The organism is Micromonospora sp. NPDC051196 (assembly GCF_040682415.1).
GTDB lineage: Bacteria > Actinomycetota > Actinomycetes > Mycobacteriales > Micromonosporaceae > Micromonospora.
Genome location: NZ_JBFBAY010000001.1, coordinates 893,858 through 912,633 on the forward strand (window position 1 = coordinate 893,858; position 18,776 = coordinate 912,633).

General features: G+C 70.3%; 15 protein-coding genes and 2 pseudogenes. 12 read left to right on the forward strand and 5 right to left on the reverse strand.

The features are described 5' to 3' along the window. Positions 1-734: 734 nt before the first annotated feature. Positions 735-1,598, reverse strand: a complete 864-nt coding sequence (locus tag AB0M35_RS04130) for a hypothetical protein (RefSeq protein WP_363741161.1) — start codon at positions 1,596-1,598, stop codon at positions 735-737. A gap of 149 nt (positions 1,599-1,747) precedes the next feature. Between AB0M35_RS04130 and AB0M35_RS04135 the strand changes: the two genes are divergently transcribed. The 3 genes from AB0M35_RS04135 to AB0M35_RS04145 all read left to right on the forward strand — a co-directional run bounded on the left by AB0M35_RS04135 (position 1,748) and on the right by AB0M35_RS04145 (position 4,626). Beyond that, positions 1,748-2,332, forward strand: a complete 585-nt coding sequence (locus tag AB0M35_RS04135) for a hypothetical protein (protein ID WP_363741163.1) — start codon at positions 1,748-1,750, stop codon at positions 2,330-2,332. 799 nt (positions 2,333-3,131) lie between these two features. Then, the gene (locus AB0M35_RS04140; RefSeq protein WP_363741164.1) at positions 3,132-4,424 is read left to right on the forward strand and encodes a hypothetical protein; all 1,293 of its coding nucleotides are present in this window, start codon (positions 3,132-3,134) and stop codon (positions 4,422-4,424) included. After that, positions 4,417-4,626 carry a hypothetical protein gene (locus tag AB0M35_RS04145; RefSeq protein ID WP_363741166.1) on the forward strand — a complete coding sequence of 70 codons (210 nt, stop codon included), beginning with the start codon at positions 4,417-4,419 and terminating at the stop codon, positions 4,624-4,626. The genes AB0M35_RS04140 and AB0M35_RS04145 overlap by 8 nt, the downstream gene beginning before the upstream one ends. A gap of 387 nt (positions 4,627-5,013) precedes the next feature. On the opposite strand, the pseudogene AB0M35_RS04150 reads toward AB0M35_RS04145, so the two are convergent. Next, positions 5,014-5,241: pseudogene (locus AB0M35_RS04150) on the reverse strand (DNA-processing protein DprA); the annotation flags it as partial. A gap of 819 nt (positions 5,242-6,060) precedes the next feature. On the opposite strand from AB0M35_RS04150, the gene AB0M35_RS04155 reads away from it, so the two are divergent. Next, the gene (locus AB0M35_RS04155) at positions 6,061-6,324 is read left to right on the forward strand and encodes a hypothetical protein (protein WP_363741168.1); all 264 of its coding nucleotides are present in this window, start codon (positions 6,061-6,063) and stop codon (positions 6,322-6,324) included. 268 nt (positions 6,325-6,592) lie between these two features. Here AB0M35_RS04155 and dprA read toward each other — a convergent pair whose 3' ends face one another. The 3 genes from dprA to AB0M35_RS04170 are packed head-to-tail and all read right to left on the reverse strand — an operon-like array spanning position 6,593 to position 9,641. Further along, positions 6,593-7,768: a DNA-processing protein DprA gene (gene dprA, locus AB0M35_RS04160; RefSeq protein ID WP_363741171.1), complete on the reverse strand. Its 1,176-nt coding sequence runs from the start codon at positions 7,766-7,768 to the stop codon at positions 6,593-6,595. Beyond that, positions 7,765-9,282 carry a YifB family Mg chelatase-like AAA ATPase gene (locus tag AB0M35_RS04165; protein ID WP_363741173.1) on the reverse strand — a complete coding sequence of 506 codons (1,518 nt, stop codon included), beginning with the start codon at positions 9,280-9,282 and terminating at the stop codon, positions 7,765-7,767. The genes dprA and AB0M35_RS04165 overlap by 4 nt, the downstream gene beginning before the upstream one ends. Then, positions 9,282-9,641 carry a YraN family protein gene (locus tag AB0M35_RS04170; protein WP_363741174.1) on the reverse strand — a complete coding sequence of 120 codons (360 nt, stop codon included), beginning with the start codon at positions 9,639-9,641 and terminating at the stop codon, positions 9,282-9,284. The genes AB0M35_RS04165 and AB0M35_RS04170 overlap by 1 nt, the downstream gene beginning before the upstream one ends. Positions 9,642-9,833: 192 nt before the next feature. Here AB0M35_RS04170 and AB0M35_RS04175 point away from each other — a divergent pair. From AB0M35_RS04175 to AB0M35_RS04210, 8 genes and pseudogenes are all read left to right on the forward strand, one after another. Beyond that, positions 9,834-10,863, forward strand: a pseudogene (locus AB0M35_RS04175) (hypothetical protein). A 320-nt stretch (positions 10,864-11,183) separates the two neighbouring features. After that, positions 11,184-12,053, forward strand: coding sequence for a 30S ribosomal protein S2 (gene rpsB, locus AB0M35_RS04180; RefSeq protein ID WP_363741176.1), 870 nt, complete (start codon positions 11,184-11,186; stop codon positions 12,051-12,053). 132 nt (positions 12,054-12,185) lie between these two features. Beyond that, positions 12,186-13,013 carry a translation elongation factor Ts gene (tsf, locus tag AB0M35_RS04185; RefSeq protein ID WP_363741179.1) on the forward strand — a complete coding sequence of 276 codons (828 nt, stop codon included), beginning with the start codon at positions 12,186-12,188 and terminating at the stop codon, positions 13,011-13,013. A gap of 150 nt (positions 13,014-13,163) precedes the next feature. After that, positions 13,164-13,931, forward strand: a complete 768-nt coding sequence (gene pyrH / locus AB0M35_RS04190) for a UMP kinase (protein ID WP_363741181.1) — start codon at positions 13,164-13,166, stop codon at positions 13,929-13,931. A gap of 80 nt (positions 13,932-14,011) precedes the next feature. Further along, complete coding sequence (gene frr / locus AB0M35_RS04195) at positions 14,012-14,569, forward strand: ribosome recycling factor (RefSeq protein WP_013732119.1); 558 nt, start codon at positions 14,012-14,014, stop codon at positions 14,567-14,569. A 316-nt stretch (positions 14,570-14,885) separates the two neighbouring features. Further along, complete coding sequence (locus AB0M35_RS04200) at positions 14,886-16,226, forward strand: phosphatidate cytidylyltransferase (RefSeq protein WP_363741916.1); 1,341 nt, start codon at positions 14,886-14,888, stop codon at positions 16,224-16,226. 104 nt (positions 16,227-16,330) lie between these two features. Beyond that, entirely contained in the window at positions 16,331-17,482 is a 1,152-nt protein-coding gene (gene rlmN, locus AB0M35_RS04205; RefSeq protein WP_363741184.1) for a 23S rRNA (adenine(2503)-C(2))-methyltransferase RlmN, read from the forward strand. A 31-nt stretch (positions 17,483-17,513) separates the two neighbouring features. Further along, positions 17,514-18,653 carry a DivIVA domain-containing protein gene (locus AB0M35_RS04210; protein WP_363741185.1) on the forward strand — a complete coding sequence of 380 codons (1,140 nt, stop codon included), beginning with the start codon at positions 17,514-17,516 and terminating at the stop codon, positions 18,651-18,653. The last annotated feature ends 123 nt before the right edge of the window (positions 18,654-18,776 follow it).

Consider the following 18,776-nt stretch of genomic DNA (forward strand, 5'->3'; position numbering starts at 1 on the left):
AATGTCTCCGACTGGCTCGCCATACCCGCTGAAAGGGTGATTCCGTTGCGCTCGGTCTGCCCGCCACCCTGCCAATGGTCTGGATTCCAGATTGTCTTGGCTACCGACGTTCCCAGACAACTGTTCGACTGGCCGTAGCCATGTCAACGTACGCGTCGATCCCCGCGGTCACCTCCGCCGCCTGCCGCGCCGCAGCGGCGGCCGCGGCAAACTGCTCCGCCGCCTCGCGGCGAGCGTCGGCGTCGGCGGCCCTCGCGACCGCCACCTGCTCCCAGACGGCCTGCAGTGCGCAGTGCGCTTCCCTCGACGCAGGACCAGTGGTCGGCCAGCAGCGCCGGATCCAAGCGGCGGGAGACGTTCCAGCATTGGCTCCGGAGCACACGGCCTAGCTCGTCTAGATCGGCCGGTTCAACGGGTTCGGCCGTCTCGGCGAGCAGCTGACGCGGCCGCTCCTCGGCCTCCGCGTCGGTGATGCCCTCGATGGTCTCGTCGACCAGGTCGAAGGCCTCGCCGAACGCCTGGCTGAGCTGCTCGGGATCCTCCGTCGGATACGGGTGGCGTCGTTGATGATCATCGTTCCTCTTCCGGGCCGGGCTGAGGTGGGGCACGGGTGTCTGCTCGGCGGCCCGTTCGCGCTGTAGCGCCTCGGTCAGCCGTAGTCGGGCGTCGTGCAAGCTCTGGCGGATCGCGGCCGGTGAGCTCGTGCCCCTGAGGGCCGGCCGGATGCGGAACCGTCAGTTGTCGTCGAGGTCGGCGAATCGTAGCGCGGCGGCCGCCTCCGCCATCGCCGCGTCGTCGTAGTCCGGCAGCGCCCTCTCCGGCATGTGCACGTCGGCGTCCGGGTCGATGCCCTCGGAGGCGGCGATTAGGTCCAGCAGGAACTCCTCGGCGCCGCGCAGCAGCACTGGGTCCTCGGTCCAGAAGCCGAACTCGAGGCTGCGCCGCGACGACGCCGTGAAGTTCGCCGATCCGATCCACAGCCGCTTCGGCGTGAATGCGGTGACGTCGGCTGGCCCGAAGTCGTCCTCGTCGTGGTTCCAGAGGCGGCCGAGTAGCGCCAGCTTGGCGTGCAGGATCGGCGGCATCGGCCCGTTGGTGCCCGTGCCCTTGCGGAAGCCGATCGTCCGCACGGTGGGGATCACCTCGTCCCGGGGTGGCAGCGACCATCCGGGCCCGATCACCGGGGGCGCGCCGTCGACCAGGGAGGTCAAGTCCTCCAGCCGCGGGAAGTAGCAGACCGGGAGGCCGGGAGTGCGGGCGTTGAGGTAGTCCAAGCGGCGCAGCTTGCGGGGCAGGTCCGGCGGCTGCACGTTCCTGTCCCGGGACTGCTTGCTGACCACCACGCAGGCCGCCTCCAGCTTGGCGAGCTCGACGAGCAGCTCCGGGTCGTCCATCCACATTGTACAGCCCAGCAGCGTCGCTCCAGGCCCGTGGTATTGCTCCCACCGCTGCTGCCGGTGCTCCCGGAAGTCCCGGATGCCCTGCACTAGCCCTGCGAGCACGTCCCGGCCGAAGAAGGCCTGGTTGCCGGCCGGACCGATGTCGAGGACCTGGTCGTACCACTGCTTGAACTCCGGCCGCGCCTCCCCGTTCACCATCACGGCAGGCTAGAACCCGAGCGCTCCGGCCCGCTACCGGGTGGACCGAACCGGGCCGACACCGACGCCCGGCGGAGCCCTGGCGCCAGCAAGCAAGGGAAGTCGCGTTGCACTACCTGCGAGGGCCAGCTGGGTCGTACGCTGCGCGGGTGGGCAAGGGTAAGAAGCCGCAGCCGGCGGTGAGCCGGAGCGCGACCGTGGCGGTATGGCGCGAGGTATTGGGCATCACGGCGGGTGAGAAGCCACCGAAGCAGGCGAGTACGGGCAGCAGGGCCAGTGGCACGAAAACCGCCCGGACCAGGGACCGCAAGACCAAACCCGCCGAGTGGCGAGGCCGCTACACCCCCGACGTGAAGGTCACCGCCGAGCAGGTTCGGGCCGAAACGTGTCCCCGCTGCCTGGCAGGCCCGGGAAAGCCGTGCCGCAACCAGACCGGGGGCGCGGTTTCGGCCGGTCACGCCGCTCGCCGGACATTGGCACAGCGCGTCGAGGTCAAGCGCCTGCGCGGCCGGCGCCACGAGAAGGAGCCCCCGCTGTCGCGCGGCGAACACCAGCAGTTGGTCGCCCGCGCCGAGCGGGCGCGGCAGGAGCGGTCTCCCCGCATCGACCCCGCCACTGGCAAGAAGGCGCTTTCCGTCGATGCCGCCTTCACCCGCGACTACACCGCCCGCCCGGGGAAGCCGCCACGCCAGCAAGGTGGTGCTGGCGGCGGGAAGCTGGCCAGCGCCACCTAGAGGCCGCCCGAATTGGTGCGCCAGACGACGTCGTGTAGGCCGGATACCGTGGCCGCCATGGGTTCCGCGCACGCCCCGGACCCGCCGCGGTCTGCCAAAGAGAACGCCGACCAGGCCCGGTGGTTCGCCATCAGCCTCGACGACGCCAGCCGGAACGGGTCGCCGCGGTGACCACGGTGTTCGTGAAGACGTGGCACGCGGACCTGAACCGGCTGGCGGCGACGCGGGCGGTGTGCCGGCGCCGCGACGCCGAGGGGCCGAGGACGGATGGCGGGAGGCCGACCTCCTGGACCGCGCGCTGAACATGGCCCGCGGCGCCGGTGCCGTCAACGATGATCAAGCACGCGGCCGGCTGCCGAGTTCTAGCGGCTGTCCCTGCGCCGGGGTCCGCTGCTGGTCGGCCAGGTCGACGACCATATGTGCGAGCCGTGCCAGCGCGGCAATTCCGGAAGATCAGCGTCGGCGGGGCCGCCAAGGGCTACGGGATCGGCGCCCGTCGTGCTTAAGCGCCACGGCGGCACCTGGACCTCGCCTCGTACACCACCATCCAGTACGACACCGCTGGCACGTGTTGGAGCATGATTGCCCTGCCGACGGGTGGGTCCTTCACAGAGACCCGCGACGGCGGGTGCGAGCACATGAAGAGCGACCGCCGAAGCTGACCAGCATGTTTGCCCTGCTCAGCGACCCGCTCGAAAGAAGTTGGGGAGCTTGGCCAAGATTTTTTGCGAGTTCGGGCCGGTCTCGCGGCTGAGAGATAGAGAGTCCAGTACCAGCCCGACGAGGAGTACGAGCAACCATGACCGCGCACGACCACGACCCGAGTAGCCTGGCCGGGGATCGGCAGAGCCACGAGCCAGCGCCGAGTAGCATCCCGACCGGTACCGCGGAGAAGAACGACATCCGGTTGCTGCCGGCGCGGCAGTCGGTCGCCCGCCGGGAGTTCACCCGTGTCAGTTCGGCCGAGATCAAGGCGATCGTGGCCGCTTCGCGGCTGCTCGCCCGACACGAGAAGACGATCAAGAGCGTGATGTCCGCGTCGGGTGCGGTGGCGCGGGTCGCCGAGATCGCCAACCAACCCACCGCGATGCAAGCCATGGAGATTGCCGCCGCGCCGGCGACGTCCCGCGCCGTCGAGATCGCCACCGCCCCCGCCGCGATGCGGGCCGTCGAGGTCGCCCGCGAGCAGCTGACCTCACCCGCGACGAACGTGCTCGCCTCCATCCAGAACGGGCCGCAGTTCACCTTCGCGCTGTCGTCGTCCGCCCAGATCCACAGCCTCGTGGCAGGCATGACCTCCCAGTTGGCCACGATGGCTGACGTCATGCCCTCTCTGACCGCATTAGAGGCCTTCCGCACACAAAACTACCTGCAGGTCATGTCCCGGACGCGTGACCTGTGGTCCATGCCTGACGTGCTGGGCGACCTGTTCCGCGACTGGCGGCGGATCGCCGAGTTGCAGGGCCCGGACCGGACGATGGCAAGCCAGGCGTACGCCGCAGCGCTGCGCACGCGTGAGACCATCCTCCGGAAGCCGGACTCCCAGGCGGCGGTCGTCGAGTTCGGAATGATGTGGCTGGGCTTCCGCAGCATGCCTCAGACCCGGATCGACGCGACCGTGGCGGCACTGCTCGACGACGACTGGCTGGACACCAACGAGACGGACTTCCCGACCGTGATGCGGCTACGGGTCAATGAGCAGCACGAAGTGCACCGGCCGATCTGGGAACGGCAAATCAAGGGCCGGCTGATCGACTCGCTCGACAAGCCGGTTCTCCTGAACCCTATGGCCGAACCGTTCCCCCTGATCGACGTCATCCCGGGTGTGGAGGCGGTGGAGCAGCAGGTCCTCGCCGACGTCGGCGGATGGGACGATCCGCGCATCGGCCGGGTGCTGAGCCGGCTCAACGACGACGAACGAGCCGTCGCGGCGGCGTTCGCGCAGAACCCCGACGCCTCCTGGCGAGTGGCCGCGAGGATGAGCGGCCGGGACGAGCAGTTCGGCATGCGAGTGCAGCGCAAGCTGAAGCGCGAGGGCGAGCGGATCTCCGCCCGCCTCACCGCTGCTGGTGCAGGTGACCACCGTGGCTGACCTGTCGACCGGGCCGCGCGACACCGAGCCGTTGCTGAGTGTGCGCGCCGCCGTGGTGCTCCTGCTCGCCGTCCTGACCGGCGTGGCGGCCGGTGTTCTGATCTACCTGGCCGGGCGACCGCCGGCCGCCGCCGTCCTCGCCGGCGGCGCGGCCGCCGGCGGCGCGATGACCCTGTTCCATAACATAATCGGGTGCCGGTGACCACACACCGTCGCTTCACCTGGCCCTGTAACGAAATTTCCGCAGGCCAGTGCGGGGTGCTTTGCCAGCAGGGCAGCCAGTTAAGTGGTCGGATACGCGAAGTTTGTGTGTGACGCACAAACGGCTGCTAGCCTGGTTCGTGAAGGAGGCCCTCTCGGGGATCCCGCAGCCGCCTTAGGGCCCGCTCACGCGGGCCCTTCGTGCGTCTGGCGGACGGCCGGGAATCAGCACCGGGAGTGGTACCGGCAGGAGTCGACCCACGACCACCGCCGTTGGTTGACGGCCGCCTCACAGGCGTCAGGGTGCCACTGGTCATCCACAGGAACCGGAACGCCACAATGTGCTGTCCAGCCTGCAACAACGACCACTGGATACAGAACCCCCGTCGCCGCCGGAGACGACCGTCCAGTCCCGGTCGGCCAGGCCGTAGCCCAGTTCCCGGGCGACGTGCAGACCGTACGGCGTGGCGGCTCGTGCCCCCACCACGGCCACGGACCGGTCCAGCGCCTCGGCCAGCGGCCACGGTCCGCGTACCCAGAAGCAGAGCGGTGGGGCGGTCTCCCGGTCGACCCGGCGGCGCGCGTCGGAGAGCCGAAGCTTGCGGAGTTCTTCGACCGTGCCGGGCCTTATGGGCGGGCGGCTGGGGTCGTCCGGAGCAGAACAGCAACAGCCTTCACACAACTCCGATGACGTTTCTCGGCTGGTTCCGAAGGGAGCCCTACGTGAAGTGGCCCCGGATGGACATCGGTTGCCCGTTTCCAGCAGGACATCTTCGGCAAGCGGTGACCATGTCTTTTGTAAACGGCGCATCCTCAGCACGCTGGTGTCGGTGGAGTAAGTGAATCTTCTCGACATCGGAGCGCTGCTCATCATGCAGGCGGGCAGCAACTTCATCCCCGGGAGAAAGTGGCCCTCCTCAACCGAAGGTGGAATGCCCTGTCCGCTGCGTTGGACGGCCCCTCATCCCCGCAGGTGTCGACCCGGAGACGGCTTCAGATTGACGTGACCAGTGGGTATGACTCTCTGGTAGCGACTGACTCCGTGTAGCCCACACGGGCGTGTTTGTCCAGCGGTCGTGTTGGCCCCACCATTCACGCGACGACGGAGAACCCTGGCCTTAACGTCAGATGTGGACGGCGCGATCAACCGACACAGGCCATGAACTGGCCAGATGTGAGCGGTTGTCTCTTCAGCCCTGCCCAGACCTGGGGTGGGGAGCCGTCTGATCCGAATCGGGTGGTACGCCCACCACGCGGCGGTGTACCACCCGCGCGGCTCGCGGAGCCCTGTCCGGCGTCTCGGTAGTGTCTAGCTACTGAACGGCGCGGCCTGTGGCTCGAAATCAAGGCGGCGGGTTCCCGGGGATGGCCGTCCCCGGGGCCGCCTTGACGGGTCGCGCCTCACAACGTCATGCGGTGACAGAGAGGAGAGCGCATGGAACCCAACAACAAGGTAGCCCTTGCACCTACCAAGTTCCAGCCCAACGCGACGAACAACACGGACAATGCCCAGCTCGCGGGGCTGCTGGTCGTGGCGGGTCTGGGTATCGCGGCCGTGGTTTACGTGGTCAAGATCAGCCCTGATCTCGCCAACGTGGCCCCGGCGGGCATCACCGCGATCAGCGGGATCGTACTGGCCGCCATCGGTGCCATCACCGTGGCGATCCGCAAGCGGCGGACCCGGACGGGCCGCTCCTAGCTCCGGGAGCCGGGGCCGGAGTTCATCTCTGGCCCCGGCTTCACCCACGTTCTGATCAACTACCCACCCTTCACGCAACTTTTCTGCCACCTCTTATCCTTTGCCAGGGATCGCCCGGAATCCGGGGCTTCAGGCGTCAGACTGCATGACGAAGTTGAACGCCGTGATCATCAAGGCAAGCGTTCCGCCGAACGCCGCGCGGTGGCGCCCGCGAACCTGCCGCGCACCGGTAGTGCAGCTCAACCGCGTGGCCTGCCGGGTGGACAGCTCAGTCGGGACGGCGTGGTGGGACCAGTGCGTAGCCGTCGCTGCGGCGTACCACCAGAGCCAACTCCTCCAGCAGGGACATCTTGCGCAGCACCGTTCGTACGGCCAGGCCGGCTCGCGTCGCGAGGTCGTCCACGCCGATCGTGCCCCGCCGGGGCATCGCCTCCACGATGGCCCTCGCGTCGTCGTCGATCACGTCGGTGGGTCGGTCCGGGCCGCGTGGCACCGGGGCCAGCTCACCGATCCGGCCCACCTCCTCAAGCACCTGGGCGAGACCGGTCACCAGGCGAGTCTGCGGTTCCTCGCGCAGCATCTCGTGTGCGCCGACGGACATCGCCGAGGTGACCGGACCGGGCACCACCATCGCCGGCCGGTTCAGGGCGAGGGCTCGCCTGGTGGTCTGGGTCGCGCCGCTGCGTGCCGCCGCCTCCACCAGCACGGTGCCCTTCGTGCCGGCTGCGATCACCCGGTTGCGGATCAGGAAACGGGGACGAAGCGGCTCGGCGGCCGGCGGCCATTCGCTCACCAGCAGGCCGGAATCGGCGATCCGGTCGAACAACGCCGTGTTGCCCATCGGATAGGGGCGGTCCACGCCGCAGGCGAGCACCGCGACGGTCCGGCCACCCGCGCTCAGCGCGCCCCGGTGTGCGGCGGCATCGATGCCGAACGCGCCACCGGAGACGACCGTCCAGCCCCGTTCCGCCAGACCGTAGCCCAGGTCCCGGGCGACATGCAGACCGTACGGAGTGGCGGCCCGTGCCCCCACCACGGCCACCGACCGATCCAGTGTCTCGGCCAGCGGCCACGGCCCGCGTACCCAGAAGCAGAGCGGCGGGGCGGTCTCCCGGTCGACCCGACGGCGCGCGTCCGACAGGCGAAGGTTGCGTAGCTGCTCGACCGTGTCGGGCCAATCGTCGTCGCCGGGCACCACGACGCGGGCGCCGAGCCGTTCGCCGCGTTCGAGTGCCTCGGCGGCGATGGCCCGGGCGTCCCCGGCCCGGCTGCGCGCCGCCACGCTGTCGCGCAGCTCCTCCTGCGGTGCTCCGCCGTCGAGCAGCAGGTCCAGAGCGGCCACCGGACCGAGTTCGGCGACCAGCCCGTACACCGATCGGGTTCCCGGCTCGGCCAGCCAGGTCAACGCCACCCGGGCCAGCGTTGTCTCGTCGTACGTGCTCATGTGCCCTCTCCTGTCCTGAGGTGGATGGCCTCGCCGACGTCGTGCCGGTCCGGGCGTGCTCGCCCGTCGAGGTCGGCGATCGTCCAGGCGAGCCGGATGACCCGGTCGAAGCCGCGGGCGGAGAGCGACCCCGAGTCGAGCCGGGCCCGTAGCTCGGCGGTGTCCGAAGCCGGCAACTGCCACGGCGGCCGGCGCAGCTGCGGGCCGGGCACTTCGGCGTTGAGTCGGCGGCCCAACGCCGACCAGCGGCTCGCCGCCGCCGTGCGGGCGGCGACCACCCGGGCCGCCACCACCGCGGAGGACTCCTGCGTGCCCGGCTCCAGCAACTCGGCGGCGCGCATCGGCAGCAGTCGTACCTGTAGGTCGATTCGGTCGAGCAGCGGACCGGAGAGCCGGCCCAGGTAGCGGCGGCGGGCCTGCGGCGGACACTCGCAACGGTCGTCGCCGGCCGGGTTGGCGCACGGGCACGGATTGGCTGCGATCACCAACTGGGCCTGGGCCGGATACTCGGCGCCGCCCCGGCTGCGGGCCAACAGCACCCGGCCGCGCTCCAGGGGTTGGCGTAACGCCTCCAGGGCGGCGCGGCTGAACTCCGGAGCCTCGTCGAGAAAGAGGACCCCACGGTGGGCCAGGGAGATCGCGCCGGGCCGGGCCAGACCTGCCCCGCCGCCGACGATTGAGGGGATGGTCGCGGTGTGGTGCGGTGCCTGGAACGGCGGGCGGCGGAGCAGCCCACCCTCCGCCGGCAACAGCCCGGCGATCGAGTGCAGCGCGGTCACCTCCAGCGCGGCGTCGTCGTCCAGCTCCGGCAGGATCGACGGCAGACGTTCGGCGAGCATCGTCTTGCCGGCTCCCGGTGGACCGATCAGCGCCAGGTGGTGGCCGCCGGCGGCAGCCACCTCCAAGGCGCGTCGGCCGAGCCCTTGCCCGGCCACCTCAACCAGGTCGGGACCGGACGTGGCCGGTGGCGATACGTGGGTCGGCGGCTCGATCAGCGGCGCACCGTCGCGGACGAACGCGATCAGCCGGTGCAGGGTGTCCACGCCGCGTACCCGCAGCCCGGGCACCACGGCGGCCTCCGCACTGTTGGCAGCCGGAACGATCACCCGCGCGACACCGGCCCGCGCTGCCGCGGCCACCATCGGCAGTACGCCCCGCACCGGGCGGACCGTCCCGTCCAGGCCCAGTTCGCCCAGGATCACCACGCCGTCCAGCGGTGCCAGCGGCAACTCGCCGGAGCCACCGAGCAGCGCCACCGCGATCGCGAGGTCGAATGCCGAGCCGAACTTGGGCAGGGTGGCCGGCAGCAGGTTGAGGGTGATCCGGCGGTTCGGCCAGTGCTGGCCCGAGTTGACCACCGCGGCGCGGACCCGGTCACGAGCCTCGTGCAGCGCGGTGTCCGGCAGCCCGGAGATGACCACACCGGGCAGGCCCGGCGCGAGATCCGCCTCGACCTCCACCAGGTGACCGGTGACGCCGACCAGGCCGACACAGAGCACCCGGGCGTAGCTCATCAGAAGGCTCCCTTGAGGTGCTCGACGTGGGCCCGGCCGGCGCGCGGCAGCAGGACCGAGACGACGTCGAAGCGGATCTCGTCGGCGGTGGTGCCGGTTGCCGCCAACCACGCGGCGGCGAGCCGACGCAGGCGGCGTGCCTTGCGCCCCACCACCGCCTCGGCCGGGGTGCCGAAATCGCGGTTGCGGCGGGTCTTCACCTCGCAGATGGCGAGCACCGGACCGTCCCAGGCAATGATGTCGATCTCTCCGGAGGGGCAGCGCCAGTTCCGGGCCACCGGGCGCAGCCCTGCCTCGATCAGGTGTCGGACGGCACATCGCTCCCCGTACTCGCCGACCGCCTGGTTCCGCTTGGTCATGACCGGCACCCTGCCGGTATCGGGTGCGTCGAGGTGCCCCCACCGGGGCGGCCTGTGGACGACCGGAGGTGCTGTGGACAGACGGACGATCATGCCCTCGGTGTGCTAAGGCGATCGGGGTGACGAATCCGGTCGTTACTCTGCGTACCTGGTCGAATTGCCCTTCCCGCCGCTGGCCAGGGCCGGGGCGGAATGGCGGTCGGCTGGTCGGTCGCATACGGTGCCGGGCGTGGACGGACGACGTAGCTTTGCCGATGATCAGGAGTCGCGCTGGTATCCAGGCGATCGCGACCGCGGTTACGGCGACCCGGACTGGCGTGGCACAGCGGAGGCGCGGTACCTCGGCGACGAGCCGTCGCCGGTGCTCCCCGAACAACGGGTCGACGACGACCGGTACGACACCTCGACGCGGCGCTTCGGCGGGGACCTGCTCGCCGACGCCCCCGCCGAGCCCGAGCGCTACCGGGCCTCGCGCGCCCGACGGGCCGAATCGACCGACCCGGACATCTCCGGTGAGTTGCCCACCGAACGTCCGGGTCGACGCGCCGCCCGAGAGGAGGGTTCACCGGCCGGCGGAGATCCGCTGCTGAGTGACCCGACACATGCCGCGCCGCTGGTGGGCGAGCCGGCCTCGTTCACGCCGCAGGTGGGCGAACCGGCCTCGTTCGCGCCGCAGGTGGGCGAGCCGGCCCGGTCCGCGCCGCTGGCCGGTTACCCGATCGTGGAGGCCAAGCGGGGGACAGAGACGGTGAGTCCCCTTGAGCAGCCGACCGGGCCGATGCCGCCGGTGGTGCCCCGGGACCTGCCGGGCGGGGAGGCCGGGTACCCGCAGACGGCTGGGGACGCCGGCTACCAGCCGGCCGCCGGTGAGGTCGGGTATCCGGCGTCGGGTGTACCGGCAGCGCAGCCGAGCGGTGACGGCGTCTACCGAACCCGCCGGCCGGTGCTCGCCGTACTGTTCGCCGTGCTGGTTGTGATCTTCGAGGTGCCGGCGCTGAGGGTGTTGCTGCACGGGGTGACCGCGGACCCGGTGTCCGCCGCTGACGTGCTGGTGGGCACCTTCCTGGTGGCCGGCCTGCCGATCTTCGCGACCGGTCTGTACGGGCTGCGGACCACCGGGTTCTCGCTGACAGATGGGGCGCGTGGCTGGCTACGACCGCCGACGGCCTATCTGACCGTCGGGTTGGCGCTCTTCCTCGCTGCGGCGCTGGCCGCCGGCTGAACCGCCCGCACGCCGCTCGCCGCCGGCCGAACGCTCGCCGGCGTCGCTCGGCAGTTGTTAAGAGAGGCCCTTCCTCTACACGCGGCGTTGATAGGGTGCCCTTCCTTGCACCCGGAGGTCGGGCGGTGGGGAAGGGGCGTACACTGGTCGACTGGCGACCGCCTCGCGCGGTCGACCTCGCGTGCCCTCCTCACGAACCGTCGTGCGGCGGCGGCCTCCCTGGTCCCGATCCTGTCGGGCCCATCCTGGCCGACGACCGGGCACCAGGCCACTCGGCCGCCGGCCGAGCGGACAACCAGGGACCCCAAGGAGTACGAACCATGGCCGTCGTGACCATGCGTCAGCTGCTGGAAAGTGGTGTTCACTTCGGGCACCAGACCCGGCGCTGGAACCCGAAGATGAAGCGCTTCATCTTCACCGAGCGCAATGGCATCTACATCATCGACCTGCGCCAGACCCTCGACTACATCGAGAAGGCGTACGAGTTCGTGCGTAACACGGTGGCCGAGGGCGGCAGCATCCTGTTCGTCGGCACCAAGAAGCAGGCCCAGGAGGCGATCGCCGAGCAGGCGACCCGGGTCGGCCAGCCGTACGTCAACCACCGCTGGCTCGGCGGCATGCTGACCAACTTCCAGACGGTGTACAAGCGGCTGCAGCGGATGAAGGAGCTGGAGGCCCTCGGTGACCTCAGCGGCACCGCCGCCGGCTACACCAAGAAGGAGACCCTGCAGCTCTCCCGCGAGAAGATCAAGCTCACCAAGACCCTCGGTGGTCTGCGGGACATGCAGAAGCTCCCGGCCGCGGTCTGGATCGTCGACACCAAGAAGGAGCACATCGCCGTCGACGAGGCCCGCAAGCTGGGCATCCCGGTGATCGCCGTGCTCGACACCAACTGCGACCCGGACGAGGTCGACTTCCCGATCCCGGGTAACGACGACGCGATCCGTTCGGCCGAGCTGCTGACCAGGGTCGTGGCCGCCGCCGTCGCCGACGGCCTGATCGCCCGTTCCGGCCGTCGCCGTGGTGGCGACGAGAAGCCGGAGGCGGGTGTCGCCACCGACGAGCCGCTGGCCGAGTGGGAGCGCGAGCTGCTCGAGGAGCCCAAGAAGGCCGACGAGGAGCCCGCGGCCGAGCCGGCCCCGGCCGAGCAGGCTCCCGCCGAGCAGCCGGCGGCCGTTTCCGGTCAGTGATCCCGCCGCCGTCCGGTCACCGTCGGTTTGCTGATGGTGACCGGCGGCGACCAGGTCGGCACGAACTGCCCGAATCCGGGTAACCGGCACCTCAGACCATCCCATCGCAATCTCAACACCGAAGAGAGAGCCATGTCCCAGATCACCGCCGCGGACGTCAAGAAGCTCCGCGACCTGACCGGCGCCGGCATGATGGACAGCAAGAAGGCCCTGACCGAGGCCGAGGGCGACTTCGACAAGGCCGTCGAGATCCTGCGCGTCAAGGGCGCCAAGGATGTCGGCAAGCGGGCCGGTCGTACCGCCGCCAACGGGCTGATCGCCCACGCCGGCCAGGCCATGCTCGAGCTCAACTGCGAGACCGACTTCGTCGCCAAGAACGACGCCTTCATCGCCCTGGCCCAGCAGTTGGTCGAGCACGGTGAGCGTTCCGGCGTGAGCAACGCCGAGGAGCTGCTGGCCAGCGAGATCGACGGCCGTCCGGTCGCCGACCTGGTCCAGGAGCAGTCCGCCAAGATCGGCGAGAAGCTGGTGCTGAACCGCTTCGCCAAGCTCGACGGCACGGTCGCGGTCTACCTGCACCGCAAGGCCCAGGACCTGCCCCCGGCGGTCGGCGTGATGGTGCAGTACACCGGCAAGACCGACGAGGCCGGCGACGCCGACGCCCGTGGTGCGGCCATGCAGATCGCCGCGATGCGCCCGCAGTACCTCACCCGCAACGAGGTGCCGGCCGAGGTCGTCGAGTCCGAGCGGCGTATCGCCGAGCAGACCGCCCGCGAGGAGAACAAGCCCGAGGCGGCGCTGCCGAAGATCGTCGAGGGTCGGGTGAACTCCTTCTTCAAGGACTTCGTCCTGCTGGAGCAGTCGTCGGTCACCGACAACAAGAAGACGGTGAAGCAGGTGCTGGCCGAGGCCGGCATCGAGATCACCCGCTTCGTGCGGTTCGAGGTCGGCCAGGCCTGAGCCGCCGCCGGGCGCGTCGCGCCCGTGGGTTGAGCAACGACACGACGAGGAGGCCGCCGGTGTACGCGACAGGCACCGCGGCCTCCTCGTCCCATAAGGTCGGCAGCGGCAGATACGCACCTGGTGCACCGGTGGGGGAAGGACGGGCGGATGACGCAGGTTGTGAGTGACCGGACGCTGGCGGCAGAGGACCCGACGGCACCGCCGCCCGGCCGCTCCCGTCGGGTCGTGTTGAAGCTCTCCGGTGAGGTGTTCGGCGGTGGCGCGATCGGCGTCGACCCGGACGTCGTACAGGCCATCGCCCGGCAGATCGCCACCGTGGTACGGCGCGGGGTGCAGGTCTCCGTGGTGGTGGGCGGCGGCAACTTCTTCCGCGGCGCGGAGCTTCAGAAGCGGGGCATGGACCGGGCCCGGGCGGACTACATGGGCATGCTCGGCACCGTGATGAACTGCCTCGCGTTGCAGGACTTCCTGGAGAAGGAGGGCATCGAGACCCGGGTGCAGAGTGCCATCACGATGGCCCAGGTCGCCGAGCCGTACATTCCGCTGCGCGCGATCCGGCACCTGGAGAAGGGCCGGGTGGTCATCTTCGGCGCCGGGGCGGGCATGCCGTACTTCTCCACGGACACGGTGGCCGCCCAGCGCGCGTTGGAGATCCACGCGGACGTGGTGCTGATGAGCAAGAACGGCGTGGACGGGGTGTACAGCGCCGACCCGCGGGTCGACCCGACCGCCAGCAAGTTCGACTCGATCACCTTCTCCGAGGTGCTGCGCCGCAACCTGCGGGTCGCCGATGCCGCAGCCTTCAGCCTCTGCATGGAGAACGGCCTGCCGATGCTGGTCTTCGGCGCGCAGGGAGACGACACCATCGTCCGGGCGGTGGGCGGCGACAAGATCGGCACGCTGATCACCACCTGAAGCGACCGTCGACCTGACCTCGGCGGTCCCGGTGACCCGACAAGCCCCACGACGAGCACAAGAAGGAGGCGAGGAGAGCGGTGATCGACGACACCCTCCTCGAGGCCGAGGAGAAGATGGAGCGTGCGGTCGAGCACGCCAAGGAGGAGTTCGGTGCCATCCGCACCGGCCGTGCCACTCCGGCCATGTTCTCCAAGATCATCATCGACTACTACGGCAGCCCGACGCCGCTGACCCAGATGGCGTCGGTGGCCATCCCCGAGCCGCGGATGGCCATCATCAAGCCGTACGACAACTCGCAGATCAATGCCATGGAAAAGGCGATCCGCGACTCGGACCTCGGGGTCAACCCGAACAACGAGGGCAACCAGCTGCGCATCCTGCTTCCGCAGATGACCGAGGAGCGCCGCCGCGACATGATCAAGGTCGCGCGCCACAAGGGTGAGGAAGCCAAGGTCGCCATCCGCAACATCCGCCGCAAGGGCAAGGAAGAGCTGGACCGGCTCGTCAAGGACGGCGAGGTCGGCGAGGACGACGGCCGTCGCGCGGAAAAGGAACTGGACGACCTCACCCAGCGCTACGTCGCGCACGTCGACGAACTGGTCAAGCACAAGGAGACCGAACTCCTGGAGGTCTGACCCTCCACCCGCTCCCGGGCCCTGCGCCCACCCCCCACCCACCTTGCCCCGCCCCCGTCAGGTTGGTCCTGAGGTGGTCACCGCGTTGTCCGTGGTGGCGACAACCTCATGACCAACACGGCGGGGGTCGAGGGTGCGGGTGGGTACTGGTGCGGGCTGTGGGGCGGACAGGTGCAGTAGGCTCGGCACGATTCCCGGTGACCCAGCGGGTCAACCGACCGGCCGGCAAAATCAGACGGAGCGCCTCGCGCGGGTAGGGGATGGTAGTGGTTGTGCGTCAAGTGGTGGATTCCGTCCCGCTCTCGTCTGGTGCGTGATGTCCCACCTCGACCCCTACGGTGGCGCCGAGGCCCGTGGCTGGGATCGGCCGGACCAGCCCACCCAACTGCCCTGGCCTGACCCGGACCTCGCTCCCGGCCCCTGGCCCGGCGACCTGCACGCCGGCGGAGCTACCGACCGGGGTGCTCCGGCAGGCGCCGGCTTCGGTGTCCCCGGCCATGAGGACGCCCCCACGGCCCAGATCGAGGCGGTACGCGGCGGTGCCGACCTCCTCGACCACGACGACGCCCCGACCGGGCAGATCGAGCGGGTGCGTGCCGGGATCGGCCTCGATCACGAGGACGCCCCGACCGCCCAGTTCGCCCCGGTGCACGCCGGCGATGAACCGGACCCGGACGAGCCGTCGTCGGGAAAGCGCCACCGTGGCCGACGCCGCGCCGGCGCCGGACGACCAGCCAACCAGCAACCAGCAACCAGCTTCGGCCAGCAGCCGGCGGCGAGCCCTGGCCAACCGGCGCCGAGCGTCGGCCTACCGGCGAGCCCCGGTCAACAGCCGGCACCGAGCCGCGCCGGCCGGAACCTGCCGGCGGCCATCTCGGTCGGGGTGTGTCTGGGCGCTGTGGTTCTGCTCCCGCTGTTCCTCTACACGCCTTCCTTCCTTCTGGTGCTCGCCGCCGCATTCGGTGTGGGCATCTGGGAGATGTCCCGTGCGGTACGGCGTGCCGGTGCCGTGGTGCCACTGATACCACTGATCGTCGGTGGGGTGCTGACGGTCACCATCGGCTGGTTCGGTGGATTGGACGCGCTCCTGCTGGGGCTGCTCGTCACGGTCGCGGGCACGCTCGTCTGGCGGCTCGGGGACGGTACGACCAACTTCCGGCGGGACATGACCGCCGCCACGCTGATCGCGGTGTACGTGCCCTTCCTCGGCGGCTTCGCCGCCCTGCTCGCGTCGTCCCCCGACGACGGCCCGCTGCGGGTGTTGGTGACCCTGGTCGCCGTGGTGCTCTCCGACACCGGCGGATACGCCGCTGGCGCAAACTTCGGTAAGCATCCGATGGCGCCGACGATCAGCCCCAAGAAGTCCTGGGAGGGTTTCGTCGGATCGGTCAGTGCCGCGGCGCTGGGCAGCGCCCTGCTGCTCTGGCTGCTGTTCGACGTGGCCCCATGGTGGGGTGCCGTGTTCGGGGTGGCGGTGTCGGGTGCCGCCGTCCTCGGTGATCTCGCCGAATCCATGATCAAGCGGGATCTCGGCGTGAAGGACATGAGCAATCTGCTGCCCGGGCACGGCGGCCTGATGGATCGCCTCGACTCGGTCCTGTTCGCCGTGCCGACGGCGTACCTCCTGCTCGTGGTCCTCGTCCCGGCGGTGAGCTGAGGCATGGATCACGCCGGCCGGACCTGGTCGCGTACGTGGGCGGAGCCGATCCGAACCCTCCGGACGGATGCGTTTCACGCCGGGCGTGCCAGACTGGACGGGCCATGACGAGTCTGCCCCTGATCCCGGTCGACCCGGACGCGCCCGGCGCGCGCCGGGCGTCGATGCCACCGCAACATCTCGCCGACCTCGACCTGTCCGGACGGAAAGCCCTGGTCACCGGCTTGGGTGAGCCGGCGTTCCGGGCCCGGCAGATCTCCACTCACTACTTCGGCCGGCTGGTACGCGACCCGGCGCAGATGACCGACCTACCGGCGGCGTCCCGCGATCGGCTGGCCGAGCAGCTGCTGCCCCGGCTGCTCAATCCGGTCCGCGAGTTGGCGTGCGACGACGGGGCGACCCGCAAGGCGCTCTGGCGCCTGCACGACGGTTCGCTGGTGGAGAGCGTGCTGATGGGATACCCGGATCGGGTGACCGTCTGCATCTCCAGCCAGGCTGGCTGCGGGATGGCCTGCCCGTTCTGTGCCACCGGCCAGGCCGGTCTGACTCGTAACCTCTCCACCGCCGAGATCGTCGACCAGGCCGTCTATCTGGCCGGGGTGGCCGCCTCCGGTGCGGTGGCGGGGTCACCGGCGCGGTTGTCACACGTGGTCTTCATGGGCATGGGCGAGCCGCTGGCGAACTACAACCGGGTGGTGGCCGCGATCCGGCGGCTGGTCGCACCGGCGCCGGAGGGGCTCGGGTTGTCCCAGCGGCACATCACCGTCTCCACGGTTGGCCTGGTGCCGGCCATCCACCGACTGGCCAGCGAAGACCTCTCGGTGACCCTTGCGTTGTCGCTGCATGCCCCCGATGATGAGCTTCGCGACGAACTTGTGCCGGTCAACCAGCGTTGGAAGGTGTCCGAGGTGCTGGACGCCGCCTGGGCCTACGCGGCTCGCACGGGGCGTCGTGTGTCGATCGAATACGCGATGATCAAGGACGTGAACGACCAGCCGTGGCGAGCCGATCTGCTCGGGCGGCTGCTGGCCGGCAAGCTGGCCCACGTGAACCTGATCCCGCTCAATCCGACTCCGGGTAGCCGCTGGGACGCCAGCCCGAAGCCGGTGGAGCGGGAGTTCGTCCGGCGGTTGCGCGACGCCGGGGTGTCCACCACCGTACGGGACACCCGAGGTCGTGAGATCGACGGGGCGTGTGGGCAGCTGGCCGCCGCGGAGGACATGGGCACCGACCCGGCCGGAAACCTGTCGGCGTGACCGGGCGTGGCGAACGAGACCAGGAGACATAGTGGCGAGTCAGGGTCAGCGTTTCCGGCGTAAGGCGCTCCGCCGGGGATACAAGGTTGACGAGGTGGACGCCTTCCTGGACCGGGTCGAGGCGACCCTCGCCGGCCAGCCGGTGGGAGCCCCGGTGGCCTCGCAGGAAGTCCACGACGTCGTCTTCCGGGTTCGCTTCAACGGCTACGACGAGTGGCAGGTCGACCTGCACCTCGACCGGGTCGAGCGGCAGCTGGCCGAACTGGAGGAGCGTGGCGCGGGCCGGGCCGGTGGCGAGTCCCGGATGAGCCCGCCGGACCGGATGGGTCCGCCCATGCGGGAGGACCGGGGCATGTCTCCGATGCCGCAGCCGCCGATGCCGCCTCGGTCGATGCCGGCGCAGGCCGGGCCGTACGGTCGATACGACGAGCCCACCGGCGCCTTCGCCGGCGGGTACGACGCACCCCGCGGCGGTTACGACGCGCCGCGCGGTCCGGGCGGGCCGATGGGACCGGGCGCACCAATGGGCCCCCCTGGCGGCCCGATGGGTCATGGTGCCCCGCCGCGCGGCCTGCCTGCCGGGCCGGGCGGCTACGGTCCGCCGGACGGGCCCGGCGGCTACGGTCCCCCCGATGGGCCTGGCGGCTACGGTCCGCCCGATGGGCCGGGTGGCTACGGTCCCCCCGATGGGCCGGGCGGTTACGGCCCTCCGGACGAGTCGCGCTTCGACGGCTTCGAGGCGGGCCGACGTGCCCGTCCCGACATGACTGCGGAGATCCGAATGCCGGATCGCGACCCGCGTCGCGGTCCGGCAGGACCGCCCGCAGTGCCGCAACAGGCACTCGGCGGCCCGTCGATGGCGGGACCGCCGGCAATGGCCGGGCCCTCGATGGGTGGTCCGCCGATGGCCGGCCCTCCCGGCAGCGATCTTTACCGGGTGGACCAGATCCGGCGCAGTTTCCAGGCGCGTCGCTTCGGTAGCGGGTACGACCCCGACCAGGTCGACCGGTTCTTCGACAGCCTCCTCGGCGGGATGGCCGGGCGTAATCCGATGCCGGTGAACCCGAAGGATCTGGACACGCTGCGCTTCGGGCTGGTGCAGGGTGGCTACTTCGAGGCAGAGGTCGACGCCGCACTGAAGAACGTGCAGGACATTCTTTTCGGCCGCTGACCGGCGCCGACGAGTTGGGCCCGCCTCCGGCATCATCGGAGGCGGGCCCAACTCGTGTTTGCCGGACGGTGAACGTCTCGGCCCCTGGTCGTCAGGTCGCACGGTCCAGCGTCGGAGCTGGCC